16 protein-coding genes are annotated in these 16971 nt (G+C 68.4%); 13 read left to right on the top strand and 3 right to left on the bottom strand.

Annotated features, from left to right (window positions below; all coding sequences use genetic code 11):
- Positions 1-156 precede the first annotated feature (156 nt).
- The 10 genes from FSV73_RS21875 to FSV73_RS21830 all read left to right on the top strand — a co-directional run bounded on the left by FSV73_RS21875 (position 157) and on the right by FSV73_RS21830 (position 10355).
- Positions 157-645, top strand: coding sequence for an Lrp/AsnC ligand binding domain-containing protein (locus FSV73_RS21875; protein WP_058785672.1), 489 nt, complete (start codon positions 157-159; stop codon positions 643-645).
- A gap of 59 nt (positions 646-704) precedes the next feature.
- A complete protein-coding gene (locus FSV73_RS21870) occupies positions 705-1985 on the top strand; it encodes an NAD(P)/FAD-dependent oxidoreductase (protein WP_145011409.1) in 1281 nt (426 codons plus the stop codon).
- On the top strand, positions 1982-3532 hold the full coding sequence (locus FSV73_RS21865; protein ID WP_145011406.1) for a phospholipase D family protein: 1551 nt from the start codon (positions 1982-1984) through the stop codon (positions 3530-3532). The genes FSV73_RS21870 and FSV73_RS21865 overlap by 4 nt, the downstream gene beginning before the upstream one ends.
- Before the next feature lie 720 nt (positions 3533-4252).
- On the top strand, positions 4253-5302 hold the full coding sequence (gene bioB / locus FSV73_RS21860; RefSeq protein ID WP_007159868.1) for a biotin synthase BioB: 1050 nt from the start codon (positions 4253-4255) through the stop codon (positions 5300-5302).
- Between the two features lie 149 nt (positions 5303-5451).
- Positions 5452-6627 (top strand): 8-amino-7-oxononanoate synthase, encoded by a 1176-nt coding sequence (gene bioF, locus FSV73_RS21855; RefSeq protein WP_145011403.1) that lies wholly within the window; start codon positions 5452-5454, stop codon positions 6625-6627.
- 7 nt (positions 6628-6634) lie between these two features.
- Positions 6635-7360 (top strand): alpha/beta fold hydrolase, encoded by a 726-nt coding sequence (locus FSV73_RS21850; RefSeq protein ID WP_145011400.1) that lies wholly within the window; start codon positions 6635-6637, stop codon positions 7358-7360.
- Positions 7341-8138 (top strand): malonyl-ACP O-methyltransferase BioC, encoded by a 798-nt coding sequence (gene bioC, locus FSV73_RS21845; RefSeq protein ID WP_145011397.1) that lies wholly within the window; start codon positions 7341-7343, stop codon positions 8136-8138. The genes FSV73_RS21850 and bioC overlap by 20 nt, the downstream gene beginning before the upstream one ends.
- Before the next feature lie 5 nt (positions 8139-8143).
- Entirely contained in the window at positions 8144-8815 is a 672-nt protein-coding gene (gene bioD / locus FSV73_RS21840; protein WP_145011395.1) for a dethiobiotin synthase, read from the top strand.
- Positions 8816-8891: 76 nt separating this feature from the next.
- Positions 8892-9998: a curlin gene (locus FSV73_RS21835; protein WP_145011393.1), complete on the top strand. Its 1107-nt coding sequence runs from the start codon at positions 8892-8894 to the stop codon at positions 9996-9998.
- A 90-nt stretch (positions 9999-10088) separates the two neighbouring features.
- Positions 10089-10355, top strand: coding sequence for a hypothetical protein (locus tag FSV73_RS21830; protein WP_145011391.1), 267 nt, complete (start codon positions 10089-10091; stop codon positions 10353-10355).
- 46 nt (positions 10356-10401) lie between these two features.
- Here FSV73_RS21830 and FSV73_RS21825 read toward each other — a convergent pair whose 3' ends face one another.
- Positions 10402-12459: a methyl-accepting chemotaxis protein gene (locus FSV73_RS21825; protein WP_145011389.1), complete on the bottom strand. Its 2058-nt coding sequence runs from the start codon at positions 12457-12459 to the stop codon at positions 10402-10404.
- Positions 12460-12640: 181 nt separating this feature from the next.
- Here FSV73_RS21825 and FSV73_RS21820 point away from each other — a divergent pair, with 181 nt between their 5' ends.
- Both FSV73_RS21820 and FSV73_RS21815 read left to right on the top strand, forming a co-directional pair.
- Positions 12641-13213 carry a xanthine phosphoribosyltransferase gene (locus FSV73_RS21820; RefSeq protein ID WP_145011387.1) on the top strand — a complete coding sequence of 191 codons (573 nt, stop codon included), beginning with the start codon at positions 12641-12643 and terminating at the stop codon, positions 13211-13213.
- Between the two features lie 3 nt (positions 13214-13216).
- Positions 13217-13621 (top strand): YkgJ family cysteine cluster protein, encoded by a 405-nt coding sequence (locus FSV73_RS21815; RefSeq protein ID WP_027600650.1) that lies wholly within the window; start codon positions 13217-13219, stop codon positions 13619-13621.
- Positions 13622-14277: 656 nt separating this feature from the next.
- Here FSV73_RS21815 and FSV73_RS21810 read toward each other — a convergent pair.
- Positions 14278-14592, bottom strand: coding sequence for a YkgJ family cysteine cluster protein (locus tag FSV73_RS21810; protein WP_145011681.1), 315 nt, complete (start codon positions 14590-14592; stop codon positions 14278-14280).
- Between the two features lie 129 nt (positions 14593-14721).
- Here FSV73_RS21810 and FSV73_RS21805 point away from each other — a divergent pair, with 129 nt between their 5' ends.
- Positions 14722-16431: a peptidoglycan D,D-transpeptidase FtsI family protein gene (locus FSV73_RS21805; protein WP_145011385.1), complete on the top strand. Its 1710-nt coding sequence runs from the start codon at positions 14722-14724 to the stop codon at positions 16429-16431.
- A gap of 61 nt (positions 16432-16492) precedes the next feature.
- Here the strand turns inward: FSV73_RS21805 and FSV73_RS21800 are convergent, their stop codons facing one another.
- Positions 16493-16945 (bottom strand): thioesterase domain-containing protein, encoded by a 453-nt coding sequence (locus FSV73_RS21800; RefSeq protein WP_145011384.1) that lies wholly within the window; start codon positions 16943-16945, stop codon positions 16493-16495.
- Positions 16946-16971: the final 26 nt, after the last annotated feature.

The raw sequence follows: 16971 nt of genomic DNA, 5'->3' as shown, positions 1-16971 counted from the left end.
GCTAGCTCCTGGCCGGCGAGAGGATTTCGCCGGCTTTGGTCGGAATGAAGGCAGATACGGCAAGTATAGAAAGGCGCTCACAGTGCTAATCACTGAAGAATTGCCTATATTCGGAGTAATTTTCCGGCAAAGCCTCCTTCGGCAGAGATCCCCGCGATGCGTACCCATCACCAGGCTCGACGCGAGCTCGACAAGATCGACCGCAATATCCTGCGCATCCTCCAGGAAGATGGGCGCATCTCCTTCACCGAGCTGGGCGAGCGGGTGGGCCTGTCCACCACTCCCTGCACCGAGCGGGTCCGCCGGCTGGAACGCGAGGGCATCATCCAGGGCTACAACGCCCGGCTGAATCCGCAGCACCTCAAGGCCGGGCTGCTGGTGTTCGTCGAGTTGAGCCTGGACTACAAGTCCGGCGACACCTTCGAAGAATTCCGCCGCGCCGTGCTCAAGCTGCCCCAGGTGCTGGAATGCCACCTGGTTTCGGGTGAGTTCGACTACCTGGTCAAGGCGCGCATCTCGGAAATGGCCTCCTACCGCAAGCTGCTCGGCGACATCCTGCTCAAGCTGCCCCATGTACGGGAATCCAAGAGCTACATCGTGATGGAAGAGATCAAGGAGACCTTGAGCCTGCCGGTGCCGGATTGAGGCTTTTCGCCGCGCGCCCGACGCGGTAGGGTCCCGCATCGCCCGAAGTGAAGCCGTTCATGTCCGTCCACGCCCCCTCCTACTACGCTGCCACCGCCAACCGGACCCTGAGCTTCCCGCCCCTGGAAGGCGAGGTCCAGGCCGATGTCTGCGTGGTCGGCGGGGGCTTCTCCGGGCTCAACACCGCCCTGGAACTGGCCGAGCGCGGCGCCCGCGTGGTGCTGCTGGAGGCGCGGCGCATCGGCTGGGGGGCCAGCGGCCGCAATGGCGGTCAGCTGATCCGCGGGGTCGGGCATGACGTCGAGCAATTCGAATCGGTGATCGGCGCCGAGGGCGTGCGCGAACTCAAGCGCCTGGGCTTCGAGGCGGTGGAGCTGGTGCGCCAGCGCATCGCCCGCCACGGCATCGCCTGTGACCTCACCTGGGGCTTCGCCGACCTGGCCAACAAGCCGCGCCACTGGCAGCACCTGCAGGAGGAACACGCCGCCCTCCAGGCCCTGGGCTATCCCCATCCGCTGCGCCTGGTACCCAAGCCCCAACTGGCCGAGGTGGTCGGTTCCACGCGCTACGCAGGGGCGCTGGTGGACCAAGGCTCCGGCCACCTGCATCCGCTCAACCTGGCGCTGGGCGAGGCTGCCGCCGCGCAGGCGCTGGGCGTGCAACTGCATGAAGACAGCCCCGTCACCCGCCTGGAATACGGCCCCCGGGTGCGAGTGCACACCGCCCGCGGCCGGGTCAGCGCCGAGACCCTGGTGCTCTGCTGCAACGCCTATCTCGAGGACCTGCAACCCGAGCTGTCCGCGCAGATATTGCCGGCGGGCAGCTATGTGATCGCCACCGAGCCGCTGTCCGCCGAGCGCGCCGCGCGGCTGCTGCCGGGCAACCGGGCGGTCTGCGACCAGAACGTGGCGGTGGACTACTTCCGCCTTTCCGCCGATCGCCGCCTGCTGTTCGGCGGCGCCTGCCACTATTCCGGGCGGGACCCCAAGGACATCGCCGGCTACATGAGGCCGAAGATGCTGGAGGTCTTCCCGGAGCTGGCCGATGTCCGGGTCGACTATGCCTGGGGCGGCATGATCGGCATCGGCGCCAATCGCCTGCCGCAGATCGGCCGGCTGCGCGAGCATCCCAACGTCTTCCATGCCCAGGCCTATGCCGGCCACGGGGTCAACGCCACCCACCTGGCCGGCCACCTGCTGGCCGAGGCCATCCTGGCCCAGTCGGCCGGCTTCGACCTCTTCGCCCGGGTGCCCCATGCGCGCTTCCCCGGCGGTCGCCACCTGCGCTCGCCGCTGCTGGCCCTGGGCATGCTCTGGTACCGCCTCAAGGACCGCCTGTGATCCGCCTGGTCGTTCCCCTGCTGCTGGCACTGCTGGCCGGCTGCGCCACGCCGATCCCGCGCACCGCCTCCCAGGTACTGCCGGCCGCCGGTACCGCCCTGGACGGCCAGGTGCGCCAGGCCGGCGCCGCCCACCCGGGCCTGTCGGGCCTGCGCCTGCTGGAAACCAGCACCGACGCCTTCACCGCCCGCGCCGAGCTGATCCGCAAGGCCCAGCGCAGCCTGGACATCCAGTACTACATCGTCCACGACGGCCTGACCACGCGGCTGCTGGTCAACGAGCTGCTCAAGGCGGCGGATCGCGGCGTGCGCATCCGCTTCCTCATCGACGACACCAGCAGCGACGGCAACGACTACCAGATCGCCGTGCTGGCGGCCCATCCCAACGTGCAGATCCGCGTCTTCAATCCGCTGCACCTGGGCCGCAGCACCGGTCCGACCCGGGCGCTGGGCCGGCTGGTGGATCTCAACCACCAGCACCGGCGCATGCACAACAAGCTGTGGCTGGCCGACGACAGCGTGGCCATCGTCGGCGGACGCAACCTGGGCGACGAGTACTTCGATGCCCGCCCGGAGATGAATTTTACCGATCTCGACCTGCTCGCCGCCGGGCCGGTGGCGCGGCAACTGGGCACCAGCTTCGACCAGTACTGGAACAGCCCGCTGAGCCAGCCGGCCCGGCGCCTGCGCTGGTTCGCGCCCTCGGCCGCGGCCCTGGTGCGGCTGCGCGCGCGCCTGCACCACTACCTCGACAGCGAGCGCACCCAGGACCTGGCGCTGTACAACCGCCTGCGCCGCTACGCCACCGCCCCCCAGCTCGACGGCTGGCTGCAGGAACTGACCTGGGCCCATGCCCAGGCGCTCTGGGACGCACCACGCAAGGTGCTGGCCGACGACGAGCCGGACTGGCAGCTGCTGCTCACCCACCAGCTGCAACCTACCCTGGACGGTGCCGAGCACGAACTGCTGCTGGTCTCCTCCTACTTCGTGCCGATGAACCAGGGGGTCGCCTACCTGGGCGGCCTGGCCGCCCGCGGGGTGGACGTCCGGGTGCTGACCAACGCCCTGGAAGCCACCGACGTGCCCGCCGTGCATGCCGGCTACGCCCCCTACCGCGCCGCGCTGCTGGCCGAGGGCGTCCGGCTCTATGAGCTGCGCGCCCGACCGGACCAGAAGAGATCCGCCTTGCCCTACAGCTTCGGCGCCTCCGAATCGAGCCTGCACACCAAGGCCATGGCCATCGACGGGCGCTGGTCCTTCATCGGCTCCTTCAACTTCGATCCGCGTTCGGTGCTGTGGAACACCGAGGTCGGCATCCTGGTGGACAGCCCCGCGCTCACCGGTCGCCTGCGCCAGCTGATGCTGCAGGGCATGGACCCCAGCGTCTCCTATGCGGTCAAGCGCGTCGAAGACCGCGGCCAGGTGCACCTGGAGTGGCTCACCGAGCGCGACGGCCAACCCCGGGTGCTGCATCACGAACCGGGCAGCGCCTGGCGCCGCTTCAACGCCTGGGTGGTCAAGGCGGTGGGGCTGGAGCGAATGCTCTGACAGGCCGCCCTCACCCCAACCCTCTCCCGGAGGGAGAGGGGGCAACACCGTAGGTTGGGTTGAGACGGCCCCACCGGCGAAACCCAACAACCGGTGCCGTGCCAATTCCGTTGGGCTTCGCTGACGCTCAGCCCTGCCTAATGCACCGGAGCTTCGCCCTCACCCCAACCCTCTCCCGGAGGGAGAGGGGGCAACACCGTAGGTTGGGTTGAGACGACTCCACCGTCGAAGCCCAACAACCGGCGCCGTGCCAACTCCGCTGGGCTTCGCTGGCGCTCAGCCCAGCCTACGGCACCGGAGCTTCGCCCTCACCCCAACCCTCTCCCGGAGGGAGAGGGGGCAACACCGTAGGTTGGGTTGAGACGGCTCCACCGTCGAAGCCCAACAACTGGCGCCGTGCCAATTCTGTTGGGCTTCGCTGACGCTCAGCCCAACCTACTGCACCGGAGCTTCGCCCTCACCCCAACCCTCTCCCAGAGGGAGAGGGGGCAACACCGTAGGTTGGGTTGAGACGGCTCCACCGTCGAAGCCCAACAAGCGAGACATCGCCTTGCCTGTTGGGCTTCGCGTGCGCTCAACCCACGATTCTGCCAAACCCCTGCAAAAAATCCGGCAATTGTTCATTTTATGAACAGTAGTCAACCAAGACTTCCGTTAAGGTCGACCGCATTCGAAGGCCCCGCTCCGGCACCCGGCCGTTTTCCGTATCGAGGATTTCCCATGAGCGCTACCGCCCTGCGTCACGACTGGACTCTCGCCGAGGTCCGCGCCCTGTTCCAGCAGCCCTTCAACGACCTGCTGTTCCAGGCCCAGGGCGTGCATCGCCAGCACTTCGATCCCAATCGCGTACAGGTCTCCACCCTGCTGTCGATCAAGACCGGCGCCTGCCCGGAAGACTGCAAGTACTGCCCCCAGTCCGGCCACTACAACACCGGCCTGGAAAAGGAAAAGCTGATGGAGGTGCAGAAGGTGCTGGAGGCCGCCGCCGAGGCCAAGGCCATCGGCTCCACCCGCTTCTGCATGGGCGCCGCCTGGAAGCATCCCTCGGCCAAGGACATGCCCTATGTGCTGCAGATGGTGCAGGGCGTGAAGGCCCTGGGTCTGGAGACCTGCATGACCCTCGGTCGCCTGGACCAGGAGCAGACCCGCGCCCTGGCCGATGCCGGCCTGGACTACTACAACCACAACCTGGACACCTCGCCGGAGTTCTACGGCAACATCATCACCACCCGCACCTACGGCGAGCGCCTGCAGACCCTGGCCTACGTTCGCGAAGCCGGGATGAAGATCTGCTCCGGTGGCATCCTCGGCATGGGCGAATCGGTGGACGACCGCGCCGGCCTGCTGATCCAGCTGGCCAACCTGCCCGAGCACCCCGAGTCGGTGCCGATCAACATGCTGGTCAAGGTGCAGGGCACCCCGCTGGCCGAGGAGAAGGACGTCGATCCCTTCGACTTCATCCGCACCCTGGCGGTGGCACGCATCCTCATGCCCAAGTCCCATGTGCGCCTGTCCGCCGGCCGCGAGCAGATGAACGAGCAGATGCAGTCCCTGGCCTTCCTGGCCGGTGCCAACTCCATCTTCTACGGCGAGAAGCTGCTGACCACCGGCAACCCCCAGGCTGACAAGGACATGCAGCTGTTCGCCCGCCTCGGCATCCAGCCCGAAGCCCGCGAAGAGCACGCCGACGAGGTGCACCAGGCCGCCATCGAGCAGGCCCTGGTGGAACAGCGCAACAGCGAACTCTTCTACGACGCCGCCACTGCTTAACTCGGCGCTCCGCTCCGCTCTGCCCCCTCTCCCCCTGGCAGAGGGCCGGGGTGAGGGAACGCCCTGCCGCCAACCCGCGCTCCAGACCCCCCCTCTCTCCTCGGGAGAGGGCTGGGGTGAGGGGCCTTCCAACGCTACCGAGACTCCCCATGGCCTTCGACCTCGCCGCCCGCCTGGCCCAGCGTCACGCCGAGCACCTCTATCGGCGCCGCCCGTTGCTGGAGGCGCCCCAGGGCCCCGAGGTGGTGGTGGATGGCGAAGCCCTGCTGGCCTTCTGCAGCAACGACTACCTGGGCCTGGCCAATCACCCCCAGGTGATCGCCGCCCTGCGCGCGGGCGCCGAGCGCTGGGGCGTGGGCGGCGGCGCCTCGCACCTGGTGATCGGCCATAGCGGTCCGCACCACCAGGTCGAAGAAGCCCTGGCCGACCTCACCGGGCGGCCACGCGCCCTGCTGTTCTCCACCGGCTACATGGCCAACCTGGCAGCGGTCACCGCCCTGGTCGGGCGTGGCGACACCGTGCTGGAAGACCGCCTCAACCACGCCTCCCTGCTCGACGCCGGCCTGCTCAGCGGCGCGCGCTTCGGCCGCTACCTGCACAACGATACGGCCAGCCTGGCCTCGCGCCTGGCCAAGGCCGAGGGCGACACCCTGGTGGTCACCGACGGGGTCTTCAGCATGGACGGCGATCTGGCCGCCCTGCCCGAGCTCTGCGAGGTCGCCCAGCGCCACGGCGCCTGGACCCTGGTGGACGATGCCCATGGTATCGGCACCCTGGGCGCCAGCGGCGGCGGCATCGTCGAGCACTTCGGCCTGGACCAGGGCCAGGTCCCGGTGCTGGTCGGCACCCTGGGCAAGGCCTGCGGCACCGCCGGGGCCTTCGTCGCCGGCAGCGAAGAACTGATCGAGACGCTGATCCAGTTCGCCCGCCCCTATATCTACACCACCAGCCAGCCGCCGGCGGTGGCCTGCGCCACCCTCGCCGCCCTGCAGCTCGTCCGCGAGGAAGGCTGGCGCCGTGAGCTCCTGCACACTTTGATCCAGAGATTCCGCAGGGGCGCGACGGCCCTCGGCCTGGACCTTATGCTCAGCGCCACGCCGATCCAGCCCATCCTGGTCGGCGACAGCGCGCGCGCCCTCGCACTCTCCGCCGCCCTGCGCCGCCGCGGGATCCTGGTCACCGCCATCCGACCGCCCACCGTACCGGCCGGCAGTGCCCGCCTGCGGGTGACCCTGACGGCGGCCCATCGCGAAGCGCACGTGGACCTCTTGCTCGACGCTCTGGCCCAGGCCATGGCCGAATTACCGCCCGACGCGGATAAGTGACCGACCAATGCGCGATACCCTGATCTTGCTGCCCGGCTGGGGCCTGGGCAGTGCTCCGCTGGAGCCCCTGCGTGACGAACTCGCCGAGCAGGCGCCCTTCCTCGACGTGCTGATCGAGCCGCTGCCAGCGCAGGTCGATACCCAGGAGTGGTTCACCGACCTGGAAGCCCGCATCGCCGAGGGCGTCTGGCTGGCCGGCTGGTCACTGGGCGGCATGCTCGCCAGCGAATTCACCCTGCGCCGCCCGGAAGGCGTGCATGGCCTCGTCACCCTGGCCAGCAACCCCTGCTTCGTCGCCCGTCCCGGCTGGCAGACCGCCATGGCGCGCAGCGTCTTCACCGACTTCTTCGAAGCCTGCTCGCTGGACGCCGACCAGACTCTCAGGCGCTTCACCCTGCTGGTGGCCCAGGGCGCGCGCGACAGCCGTACCCTCGCCCGCCAGTTGCAGGTGACCCTGCCCGAGGTCGAGCCCGAGGTGGTCCTCGCCGGCCTGGAATTGCTGGCCCGGCTGGATACCCGCGCCGCCCTGCAGGCCTTCGCCGGACCCCAGCTGCACCTGTTCGGCGCCCACGACGCCCTGGCCCCGGCCACGGCCGCCCAGGCGCTGCGCGACGAGCTGCCGACCGCCCAGGTGGAGGTCCTGGAGCACGCTAGCCATGGCCTGCCCCTGGAACGCCCGGACGAGGTGGCTACCCGTATCCGTGAATTCATCTATGCAGGACGCGATGGCTGACGTATTGCCCGACAAGCGCCAGGTGGCGCTGTCCTTTTCCCGCGCCGCCGCGCAGTACGACGGCGCCGCCCTGCTGCAACGCCGGGTCGCCGATTGCCTCCTCGCCCGGCTACCTGACCAGCATCCCCAGCGCTGGCTGGACCTGGGCAGCGGCACCGGCTATTGCAGCCGGGCCCTGGCCCGACGTCATCCTGCGAGCGAAGGCCTGGCCCTGGACCTGGCCGACGGCATGCTCCGTCATGCCCGCCAGCAGGGGACCGGCGCCCGTTACCATGTGGCCGCCGACGCCGAGCGCCTGCCACTGCGCGACGATTGCTGCGACCTCATCCTCTCCAGCCTGGCCCTGCAGTGGTGCGCCGAGCTGCCCACCGTCCTCGCCGAGGCGCGGCGCGTCCTGCGACCGGGCGGGGTACTGGCCTTCAGCAGCCTGGTCGAGGGCACCCTCGCCGAGTTGCGCCAGAGCTGGGCCCGGGTGGACGACCAGGTGCACGTCAATCGCTTCCGCACCCAAGCGGCCTATGCCGAAGCCGCCGCGGCCAGCGGCCTGCGGGTCCTGGCGCTGGAGATCGAACCCGAGCGGCTGCATTTCCCGGACCTGCGTGCCCTGACCCGGCACCTCAAGGCCATCGGCGCCCACAACCTCAACCAGGGCCGCCCCCAGGGCCTCACCGGACGCCAACGTCTGGCCGCCTTCACCCAGGCCTACGAGGGCCTGCGCGAGCCCGCCGGGCTGCCCGCCACCTACCAGGTGATCCACGTCCTGCTGCGCAAGGAATGAACCCCATGCCCGCCTATTTCGTCACCGGCACCGACACCGAGATCGGCAAGACCACCATCGCCGCCGGCCTGCTGCACCGGGCGCGCCAGCAAGGCCTCGCCACCGCCGGGGTCAAGCCGGTGGCCTCCGGTTGCGAGCGCACCGCCGAGGGTCTGCGCAATGGCGACGCCCTGGCCTTGCTGGGCGAGACCTCGCTGCCGCTCGCCTATGCCGACATCAATCCCATCGCCCTGGAACCGGCCATCGCCCCGCACCTGGCGGCCCGCGAGGCCGGTATCGACCTCAGTGTGGCCGCCCTGGCCGCGCCGGTGCGGCGGATCCTCGCCCTGGACGCCGACTTCACCCTGGTGGAAGGCGCCGGCGGCTGGCGCGTGCCCCTGGCCGGGCGCGAGTCGCTGTCCGATCTCGCGCAGGAGCTGCAGCTTCCGGTGATCCTGGTGGTGGGCGTGCGCCTGGGGTGCATCAACCATGCCCTGCTCAGCGCCGAGGCCATCCTCGCCGACGGCCTGCCGCTGGCCGGCTGGGTGGCAAACCTGGTGGCCCCGGCCACCCTGCGCCTGGACGACAACCTGGCCACCCTGCACGAGCGCCTGCCGGCGCCCTGCCTGGGCACGGTGCCGCACCTGGCCGCCGCCACCCCGGCCGCCGTCGCCGCACACCTGCGCCTGCCTGGCTGATATCAGTCTTTCGGGCGATGGCCGCTCGACCGGGGCGACGGCAGACTGCCCTGGCCGCCACTGCCGGATCGCCGCTGTGCCTACCTTCAAGTTCCTGACCTGCCTGGGCCTGCTCGGCCTGACCGGCACCGCCACAGCCTTCGACAACCGGACCCTGGTGGACCAGCGCGGCGAACGCCTGGGCGCCTTCCTGACCCAGGAGCCTGGCACCCGCCAGGGCAACCTGGAGCTGATCCAGACCGGCCGCGCCAGCCAGGCCTATCTCACCCAGAGCGCCTCGCAAGGCGACAGCACCCGCGTCGAGCAAGGCGGCCTCGGCAACTTCGCCAATGTCACCCAGGCCGCCGGCGGCGCCCGCGAGGTCGCCATCGACCAGCGCGAGGCCAGCCAGAGCCACGCCTATGTCTACCAGGGCCATGGCCAGCGCAACGCAGTGGAGATCCTCCAGCGCGGCCTGCGCAACGAAGCCCTGGTGCGCCAGGGCGGTGATGACCAGCGCCTGCGCATCGAGCAACAGGGTGAGCGTAACGGGCTGAATCTCTTCCAGGACGGTCGCGACAGCGCGGCGCGACTCAGGCAGGTGGGTGACGAGCATGTCCAGGACGTGCTGAGCCTGGGCGCGCGCAACGAGGTGGAGCTGCTGCAGGGCGGCGCTGCCAACCGCGCGGTGGTCGAGCAGCGCGGCGACGATAACCGCGCAGGCGCTCGCCAGGGCGGGCGACAGCAGGACGTCCAGCTGATCCAGATCGGCAATCGCAACCAGGCGGCAGTGCAGCAGAACGGCCGCGACGCTAGCGTCCAGAGCGTCAGCGCGCGGCAGCTTGGTGACGACAATACCGTCCAGGTAAACGTGACCGGCAAGGGTAACCAGCTCGATCTGCAGCAAGCGGGCAGGCGCAACGACACCAGCGTGCTGATCGGCGGCGACGATTCCCGCCTGACCCTGGCCGCCCAGGGCAACGACAACGAGGTGAGCGCGCTGTGGATCGGTGACCACGTCGAACTCGGCGTCGAGCAACTGGGCGACGGCCATGTCTTGCACGCAGGGCTGGGCAGCGAAGCCCGGGTCAGCGCTAGTCAGCAGGGCGGCGGCCAGTATACCGCCATCAGCCAGACCAGTACGGGCAACAACCTGAGCCTGCGCCAGAGCGGCCAGGGCAACAGTGCGACGATCCAGCAATAGCCGGGATACAGACGGTCACATTGCTTGCTGGTTTGTTGGCGTCAAAGCTGCTTCAATAGCCCTTTGACATCACCGTCGAGGACCTCGTCCATGAACGTGACCTCAAGCAGTACCCTCTATGCCGGGGTACAGGCCTTCCAGAACGGCAGCCGCACGGTGGAAAAGGCTGGTAGCGCCATCGCCGCCCAGGCCGCGCGCAACCAGGACGAAGCCCCGAGCGCGAATACAAACAGCCAGGCCGATCTGGCCAGTCAGCTGGTCAACCTGGACATCGGCAAATACCAGGCCCTGGCCGGCAGCAAGGTCATGCAGACCGCCCAGGAGACCCTGGGCACCCTGATCGACACCAAGGCCTGATCGTCCTCTTGCCGGACCAGGGGCGCCACGGCGCCCCTTCGTTCGTTCAGCTCAGGCGGAAGCGCGTGGTGTTGGCCGCCAGGGTACGGCTGCCGGCATCCAGGCCGACCGCCGTCGACTGCACGGTACGGGCGTTGCTCAGCAGGTCGGCCGCGGCGCCATCGATCTGCTGGATGTTGCCACTGACCTGATCGGCCGTGACCGCCTGCTGTTCGGCGGCGGTGGCGATCTGCACCAGGGTGTCCGACACCCCCTGCACCGACTCGGCGATCTCTTCCAGCCGCTGCCCCAGCCCGGTGATGGACTGGGCATCGCTGGCCGCCTGGCCACAGGCCTCCTGCATCAGGGACACGGCCTGGGCCACGGTGCCGCTCAGGCTGCCGACGGTCCCGGCGATCTGCGCCGTGGACGCCTGGGTGCGCTGCGACAGCGAGCGCACCTCGTCGGCCACCACGGCGAACCCCCGCCCCTGGTCGCCCGCACGCGCGGCCTCGATGGCGGCATTGAGCGCCAGCAGGTTGGTCTGCTCGGCGATGCCGCGGATGACGTCCACCACCTGCTGGATCTGGCCGGCCTGGGTGTTGACCTGGGCCATGGCCGCGGCCGTCTCGTCCAGTCGCTGATTGAGCCGCTGGATGCTGGCGGTGGTCTGCCGGCTGTCGTCCTGGCTGGCCTGGGCGATGCCACGCATCTGCGCGGCGCGCCCGGCAGCCTCCTCGCAACTCTGGGCTACGCCCTGGGCGGTGGCGGCCAATTCGGTGGCGGCGGTGGCGATCTGGGTGATCTGCTGCCGCTGGGCCTCCACGGCGCTCAGCGCCGCCTCGGCCTGCTCGCCCAGGGCGCCCGAGGCTGTCCCCACCTGGCGGCTCTCCTGCTCGACCGCCTGCAGGCTGCCGCGCAGCTGGACCACCGCCAGATCCAACGCCCGCCCGATCTGTGCCAGTTCGTCCTGGCCGGCGACCTCGGCCTTGTGGGTCAGGTCACCGTCGCGCAGGCCTTCGGCCAGGGTGGTGATGCGCCGTGCACTGCCGCGGATGGCGGTCTGCATGCACAGCAGCAGATAGCCGGTCACCACCAGCAGCAGACCGAAGCCGCCGGCGATGAAGGCGAAACTGCGAATGGCATCGGCAGCGTAGTACTGCAGCCGTAGGTCGAGACTCGTGAGGGTCTGCTGGCGGAAGCTCTGCAGGCCGTGCAGGACGCCATCGAGGGTCGCCTCGAATTGCTCCGGCTTGAGGGTGATCTCGCCGCCGAACAGCCCCTGGTCGAGGGTCTTGAGGCTGGCGTCCAGCTGGCCGTTCACCTGCTGGTAGGCGTCCTTCCAGTTCGCCAGGTCGGCGGGCAGCTTGCTGCCGAGCAACGTCGCGACCTTGGCCAGGCTGTCGGTGGAATCGCCGACCCGGGCACGCAGGTCGCGCAGCTGCAGGCGACTCTGCAGGCTGAACTGGCCGGAGGCGACGCTGGCCTGGCCGACGCTGGCCAGGCGCCCGAGGCGCTCGTACAGCTCGGCCGACTGGCTCGTGCTGATCTGCATCATCAGGTAGGTTTCCAGCCAGGGATCGAGGATCAGGCCGCTGTCGAGGGCGATCTGTTCGCGCAGTGCCTGGACCGCGCCCAGGGCGGCGGTGAATCTGTCATAGCCGTCCGGCCACCAGCCCAGGCTGCGCAGATCCTTGAGTTCGAGACCGGCGACCGCCTGCTGGAGAGCCTGGAAGCGCTTCTCGACATCGCTGCCGAGGGCTTCGGCAGTCACCTGCTGCTGCAGCGCGGCCAGGCGCTCGCGCCGGCTGTCGCCGCGCTTTTCCAGCGCCGCGATGGCGGCCTCCACGGCCGGGGTCTGCTGCCGACTGGTGTCGACCGCCTTCCAGCGGGCGGTGAGGTTGCGCTGGGCATTGAGTTCGGCCTCCAGGGCATCCAGGCGCTGCAGCAGCCGGACGCCACTGCGCTCGCCACTGACGGTGGCGAGCTTGGCCTGGAAGTCCGCACCCAGTAGCCAGAGGCTGACCACCAGCGGCAGGATGAACAGCACGAGTAGCAGCATGAATTTGCGGGCGAAGCCGAAACGGCCCAGCGCGCGAATGCCTGGTGACAATAAAACGCCCATCTTCGACCGCTCCTCTGACCAACCACCGGCACGTGCCGTCCACCCTTTCCGGGTGCTCATAAGACGACTTGTCGGCAAACTAACGACTTTCTTGAAAGATAGGGCACAATCGCCGCCCTTCCGTATTCCCAGACCCGGTCCTGCCCTCAGGCCCGGGCGTTGCCGTTAAAGGACCGTCCGCGTGGAACGCCTCAAAGCCAAGATTCGCAGCGAAGGCCAGGTACTCTCCGAGCAGGTGCTCAAGGTTGATGCCTTCCTCAACCACCAGATCGATCCGGCGCTGATGCAGGCCATCGGTCAGGAATTCGCCCGCCGCTTCGCCGACGCCGGCATCACCAAGATCGTGACCATCGAGGCCTCGGGCATCGCCCCGGCGGTGATGACCGGACTGGAGCTGGGCGTACCGGTGATCTTCGCCCGCAAGCACCAGTCGCTGACGCTGACCGACAATCTACTGGTGGCCAGTGTCTATTCCTTTACCAAGCAGACGGAAAGTACGATCGCGGTCTCCACCATGCACCTCGCGGCCGACGACCGGGTGCTGATCATCGACGACTTCCTCGCCAACGGTAAGGCGGCCAAGGCGCTGATCTCGATCATCGGCCAGGCCGGTGCCGAGGTGGTAGGGCTGGGCATCGTCATCGAGAAGTCGTTCCAGGTCGGTCGTGCCGAACTGGACGCCCAGGGTTATCGCGTCGAATCCCTGGCCCGCGTCGCCTCCCTGGCCGATGGCCAGGTCACCTTCGCCGAGTAAGCCATGGCCCAGATACTGCGCATCCTCGGCGCCGACCTCGATCGCACCGAGACCTGGATCCGCTACGACAAGGCGATGTGCCTGGACTGCGTCTCCAGCTGCTGCACCCTGCCGGTGGAAGCCCGCCTGTCCGACCTGATCCGCATGGGCGTGGTGGATGAATTCGAGAAGGGCGAGCCGCTCAAGGATATCGCCAAGCGGCTGAAGAAAGACGGCGTGGTCGAGCGCCTGAACGCCAAGACCGGGCTGTTCACCCTGGTACGGCTGTCCAACAACGACTGCGTCTACCTGCACCCCAAGACGCGGCTGTGCACCATCTATGACCAGCGCCCGGAAACCTGCCGCAACCACCCGCGGGTCGGCCCACGGCCGGGCTATTGCGCCTACAAGCCGCAGAAGCTGCGTTAGACAGTTACGTCAGCTTTTATCGCGGCCATGGGCCGCTCCTACAGGCACGGACGTTACCGTAGGAGCGGCCCATGGCCGCGATCAGCCCACAGCCCCCCTCGCCAATACCAGCTGAATAAGGCTGGCGCCGTTAGCCACCCTACGCACTGGAGGCGTAGGTTGGGTCGAGCGCCAGCGAAGCCCAACAGGCCTTGCCTCGGCGTATCGGCAACGTTGGGCTTCGACGATGCACCCGTCTCAACCCAACCTACGAGCCAGCCCCCCTCTCCCTCGGGTGAGGGCTGGGGTGAGGGTGAACCTCAGGTGCCGTAGGTTGGGTTGAGCGCAGCGAAGCCCAACAGGCCTTGCCTCGGCGTGTCGGCAACGTTGGGCTTCGACGATGGAGCCGTCGCAACCCAACCTGCGAGCCAACCCCCTCTCCCGCCGGGAGAGGGCTGGGGTGAGGGTGAACCTCAGGTGCCGTAGGTTGGGTTGAGCACAGCGAAGCCCAACAGGACGTGCCCGGCATGCCTGTATTGTTGGGCTTCGACGATGGAGCCGTCTCAACCCAACCTACGAGTTAACCCCCTCTCCCGCCGGGAGAGGGCTGGGGTGAGGGTGAACCTCAGGTGCCGTAGCTTGGGTCGAGCGCCAGCGAAGCCCAGCAGGGCCGGCGCTCAGAGTTCGCCACTCTCCATCGCCCGCCGCATTTCCGCCCGCTCTTCCAGGCATTCCGGGCCGGCCATGTCGAAGATCCGGCAGACCCAGGGGCGCACCTCGTAGATGCTGCAATTCATCTGCTGGCGATCCAAGGCCGCGCACCAGCCGTCGTCGAGGCGCTTCATGCGAGTGCCGGTCCAGTCTTCCTCGATGAACCGCGCGGGTACCCCCAGGTCGTCGAACAGCAGCACTTCCTGGCGGCAGCACCAGGCCTGACAGCTGTCGCAGGTCACGGTAGGGGCGGAAAGATCGTGCAGGGGAATGTCGCTCATCCGCCCAGTGTAACGTCCCAGGGCGCCCAGCGGTTCCCGGCCGATGGCTGGAGCAGTTACCATGCGCGCTCCCGATGATTGTAACCTCTTGTGACCATGCCCAAGCCCCCTCCCCGCGCAGGAGCCGCCATGACGGCCGCACCCCGCTATCGCTTCTATGCCGTGGTCATCGTGCTGGTCCTGCTGACCTGCGTGGTCGCCGGACGCATCACCTACCTCAAGCTGTTCGACGCCGAATTCCTCGGTGACCAGGGCGACCGCCGCTCGGTACGCCATATTCCCATCCCGGTCACCCGCGGCATGATCACCGACCGCAACGGCGCCCCCCTGGCGGTTTCCACCGAGGTGGTGACCATCTGGTGCAACCCGGCGGAGATGCAGGACAGCGCCGACCAGCTGGGGCGCCTGGCCCAGGCCATCCACAAGCCCGAGGCTGAGCTGCGCAACCTGATCCTCGGTCATCCGGAAAAGCACTTCCTCTACCTGGCCCGCGCCCTGTCGCCCATCGACGGCGAGAACATCATGGCGCTGGGCGTGCCGGGCGTGCGGCAGATCAAGGAATACAAGCGCTACTACCCGAGTTCCGACCTGGTGGCCCAGGTGATCGGCATGGTCAACATCGACGGCCACGGCCAGGAGGGCCTGGAGCTGGGCTTCGAGGACTGGCTGGCCGGTCGCGGCGGGGTGCGCGAGGTGCTGATCAACCCGCGCGGCTCGGTGGTCAAGAACCTGCGCGTGGTGCGCCAGCCGCAACCGAGCAAGGACGTGGCCCTGTCCATCGACCTGCGCCTGCAGTTCATCGCCTATCGCGCGCTGCAGACGGCGGTGGAGAAGTTCGGTGCCCAGTCCGGCTCCGCGGTGCTGGTCAATCCCAAGACCGGGCAGATCCTGGCGATGACCAACTTCCCGTCCTACAACCCCAACAACCGCGCCACCCTGCAGATCCCCAACATGAGGAACCGCACCCTGACCGACGCCTTCGAGCCCGGCTCGGTGATCAAGCCGTTCAGCATGTCGGTGGCCCTGGCCACGGGCAAGTTCAACGAGAACAGCACCGTGGACGTGGCGCCCGGCTGGATGACCATCGACGGTCACACCATCCACGACGTCGCCAAGCGCGGCGTGCTGACCATGACCGGGGTGCTGCTCAACTCCTCCAACATCGGCATGAGCAAGGTGGCGCTGCAGATCGGCCCGCTGCCCATCTACGAACAGCTCAGCCGGGTCGGCTTCGGCAACCCCATGGCGCTGGGCTTCCCCGGTGAGAACGCCGGCTACCTGCCCGGCCACACCAAGTGGTCGCAGATCGCCACCGCCAGTATGTCCTTCGGCTACAGCCTGGCGGTCAATGTCGCCGAGCTGGCCCAGGCCTATTCGGTGATCGCCAACGATGGCCAGCTCACCCCCCTGACCCTGCTCAAGGACCAGAAGCAGCAAAGCGTCCAGGCCATGGACCCGACCATCGCCCGGCGCATCCGCATGATGCTCAACCACGTGGTGGAAGACGAGGGCGGCGTGATCCGCGCCCGGGTGCCCGGCTATCACGTGGCGGGCAAGTCGGGTACCGCGCGCAAGGCCGGCGCCGGCAGCTACACCGAGCACGCCTATCGCTCGCTGTTCGTCGGCATGGCCCCGGCCGCCGATCCCAAGCTGGTACTGGCGGTGATGCTGGATACTCCGACCAAGGAAGGCTACTTCGGCGGCCTGGTCTCGGCGCCGACCTTCAGCGAGATCATGTCCGGCGCCCTGCGCGCCCTGGCCGTGCCGCCGGACAACCTGCCCAAGACCGAGACCGCGGAACGCCCTGCCGAGTCACCGGCATCCCGCACGCACGGCTGAGTGGGGACGACAAACGAAAAAGGGCGACCTCGGGGTCGCCCTTTTTCGCCCGCGCGAGCCGTCAGCGGTGCAGCACGTACTGGCCGGTAAAGCGCACGCCGTCTTCGCCATTGTCGGCGAGGATGCGCGACTGCAGGGTGATGCGGGCGCGACCGCGACGGCGGAAGGTGGTCTCGAAGCGTTCCCAGGCGCGTGCCTCGGCCGGCTCGCCGAAGGCGGTGGCATCGGCGGTGATCGGCCGCGGATAGCTGATCTGGCCTTCCTGGATCAGGATGTGGCCTTCCTCGATGCCCGCCTCGCGCAAGCGCAGGTACAGCCAGCCCCAGCCGGCCAGGACCGCCACGCAATAAAGGCTGCCGCCGAACATGGTGCTGGCGTGGTTGATGTTGGCATCCAGCGGGGCATGCAGCTGCAGGCGCTGCTCGCTCCAGTCGCGGACTTCCAGGCCCAGGGCCTTGGTGATGGGAATATCGTGGTGCAACAGGGATTCGAGGTGACGGCAGTCGCGGCTCATGCCGGGGTCCTTACAGACAGAATTTC

The sequence above is a fragment of the Pseudomonas oryzihabitans genome (assembly GCF_007665395.1).
GTDB lineage: Bacteria > Pseudomonadota > Gammaproteobacteria > Pseudomonadales > Pseudomonadaceae > Chryseomonas > Chryseomonas psychrotolerans_C.
Note: the sequence above shows the minus strand (reverse complement) of the source record. Positions and strands in the feature narration are given on the sequence as shown.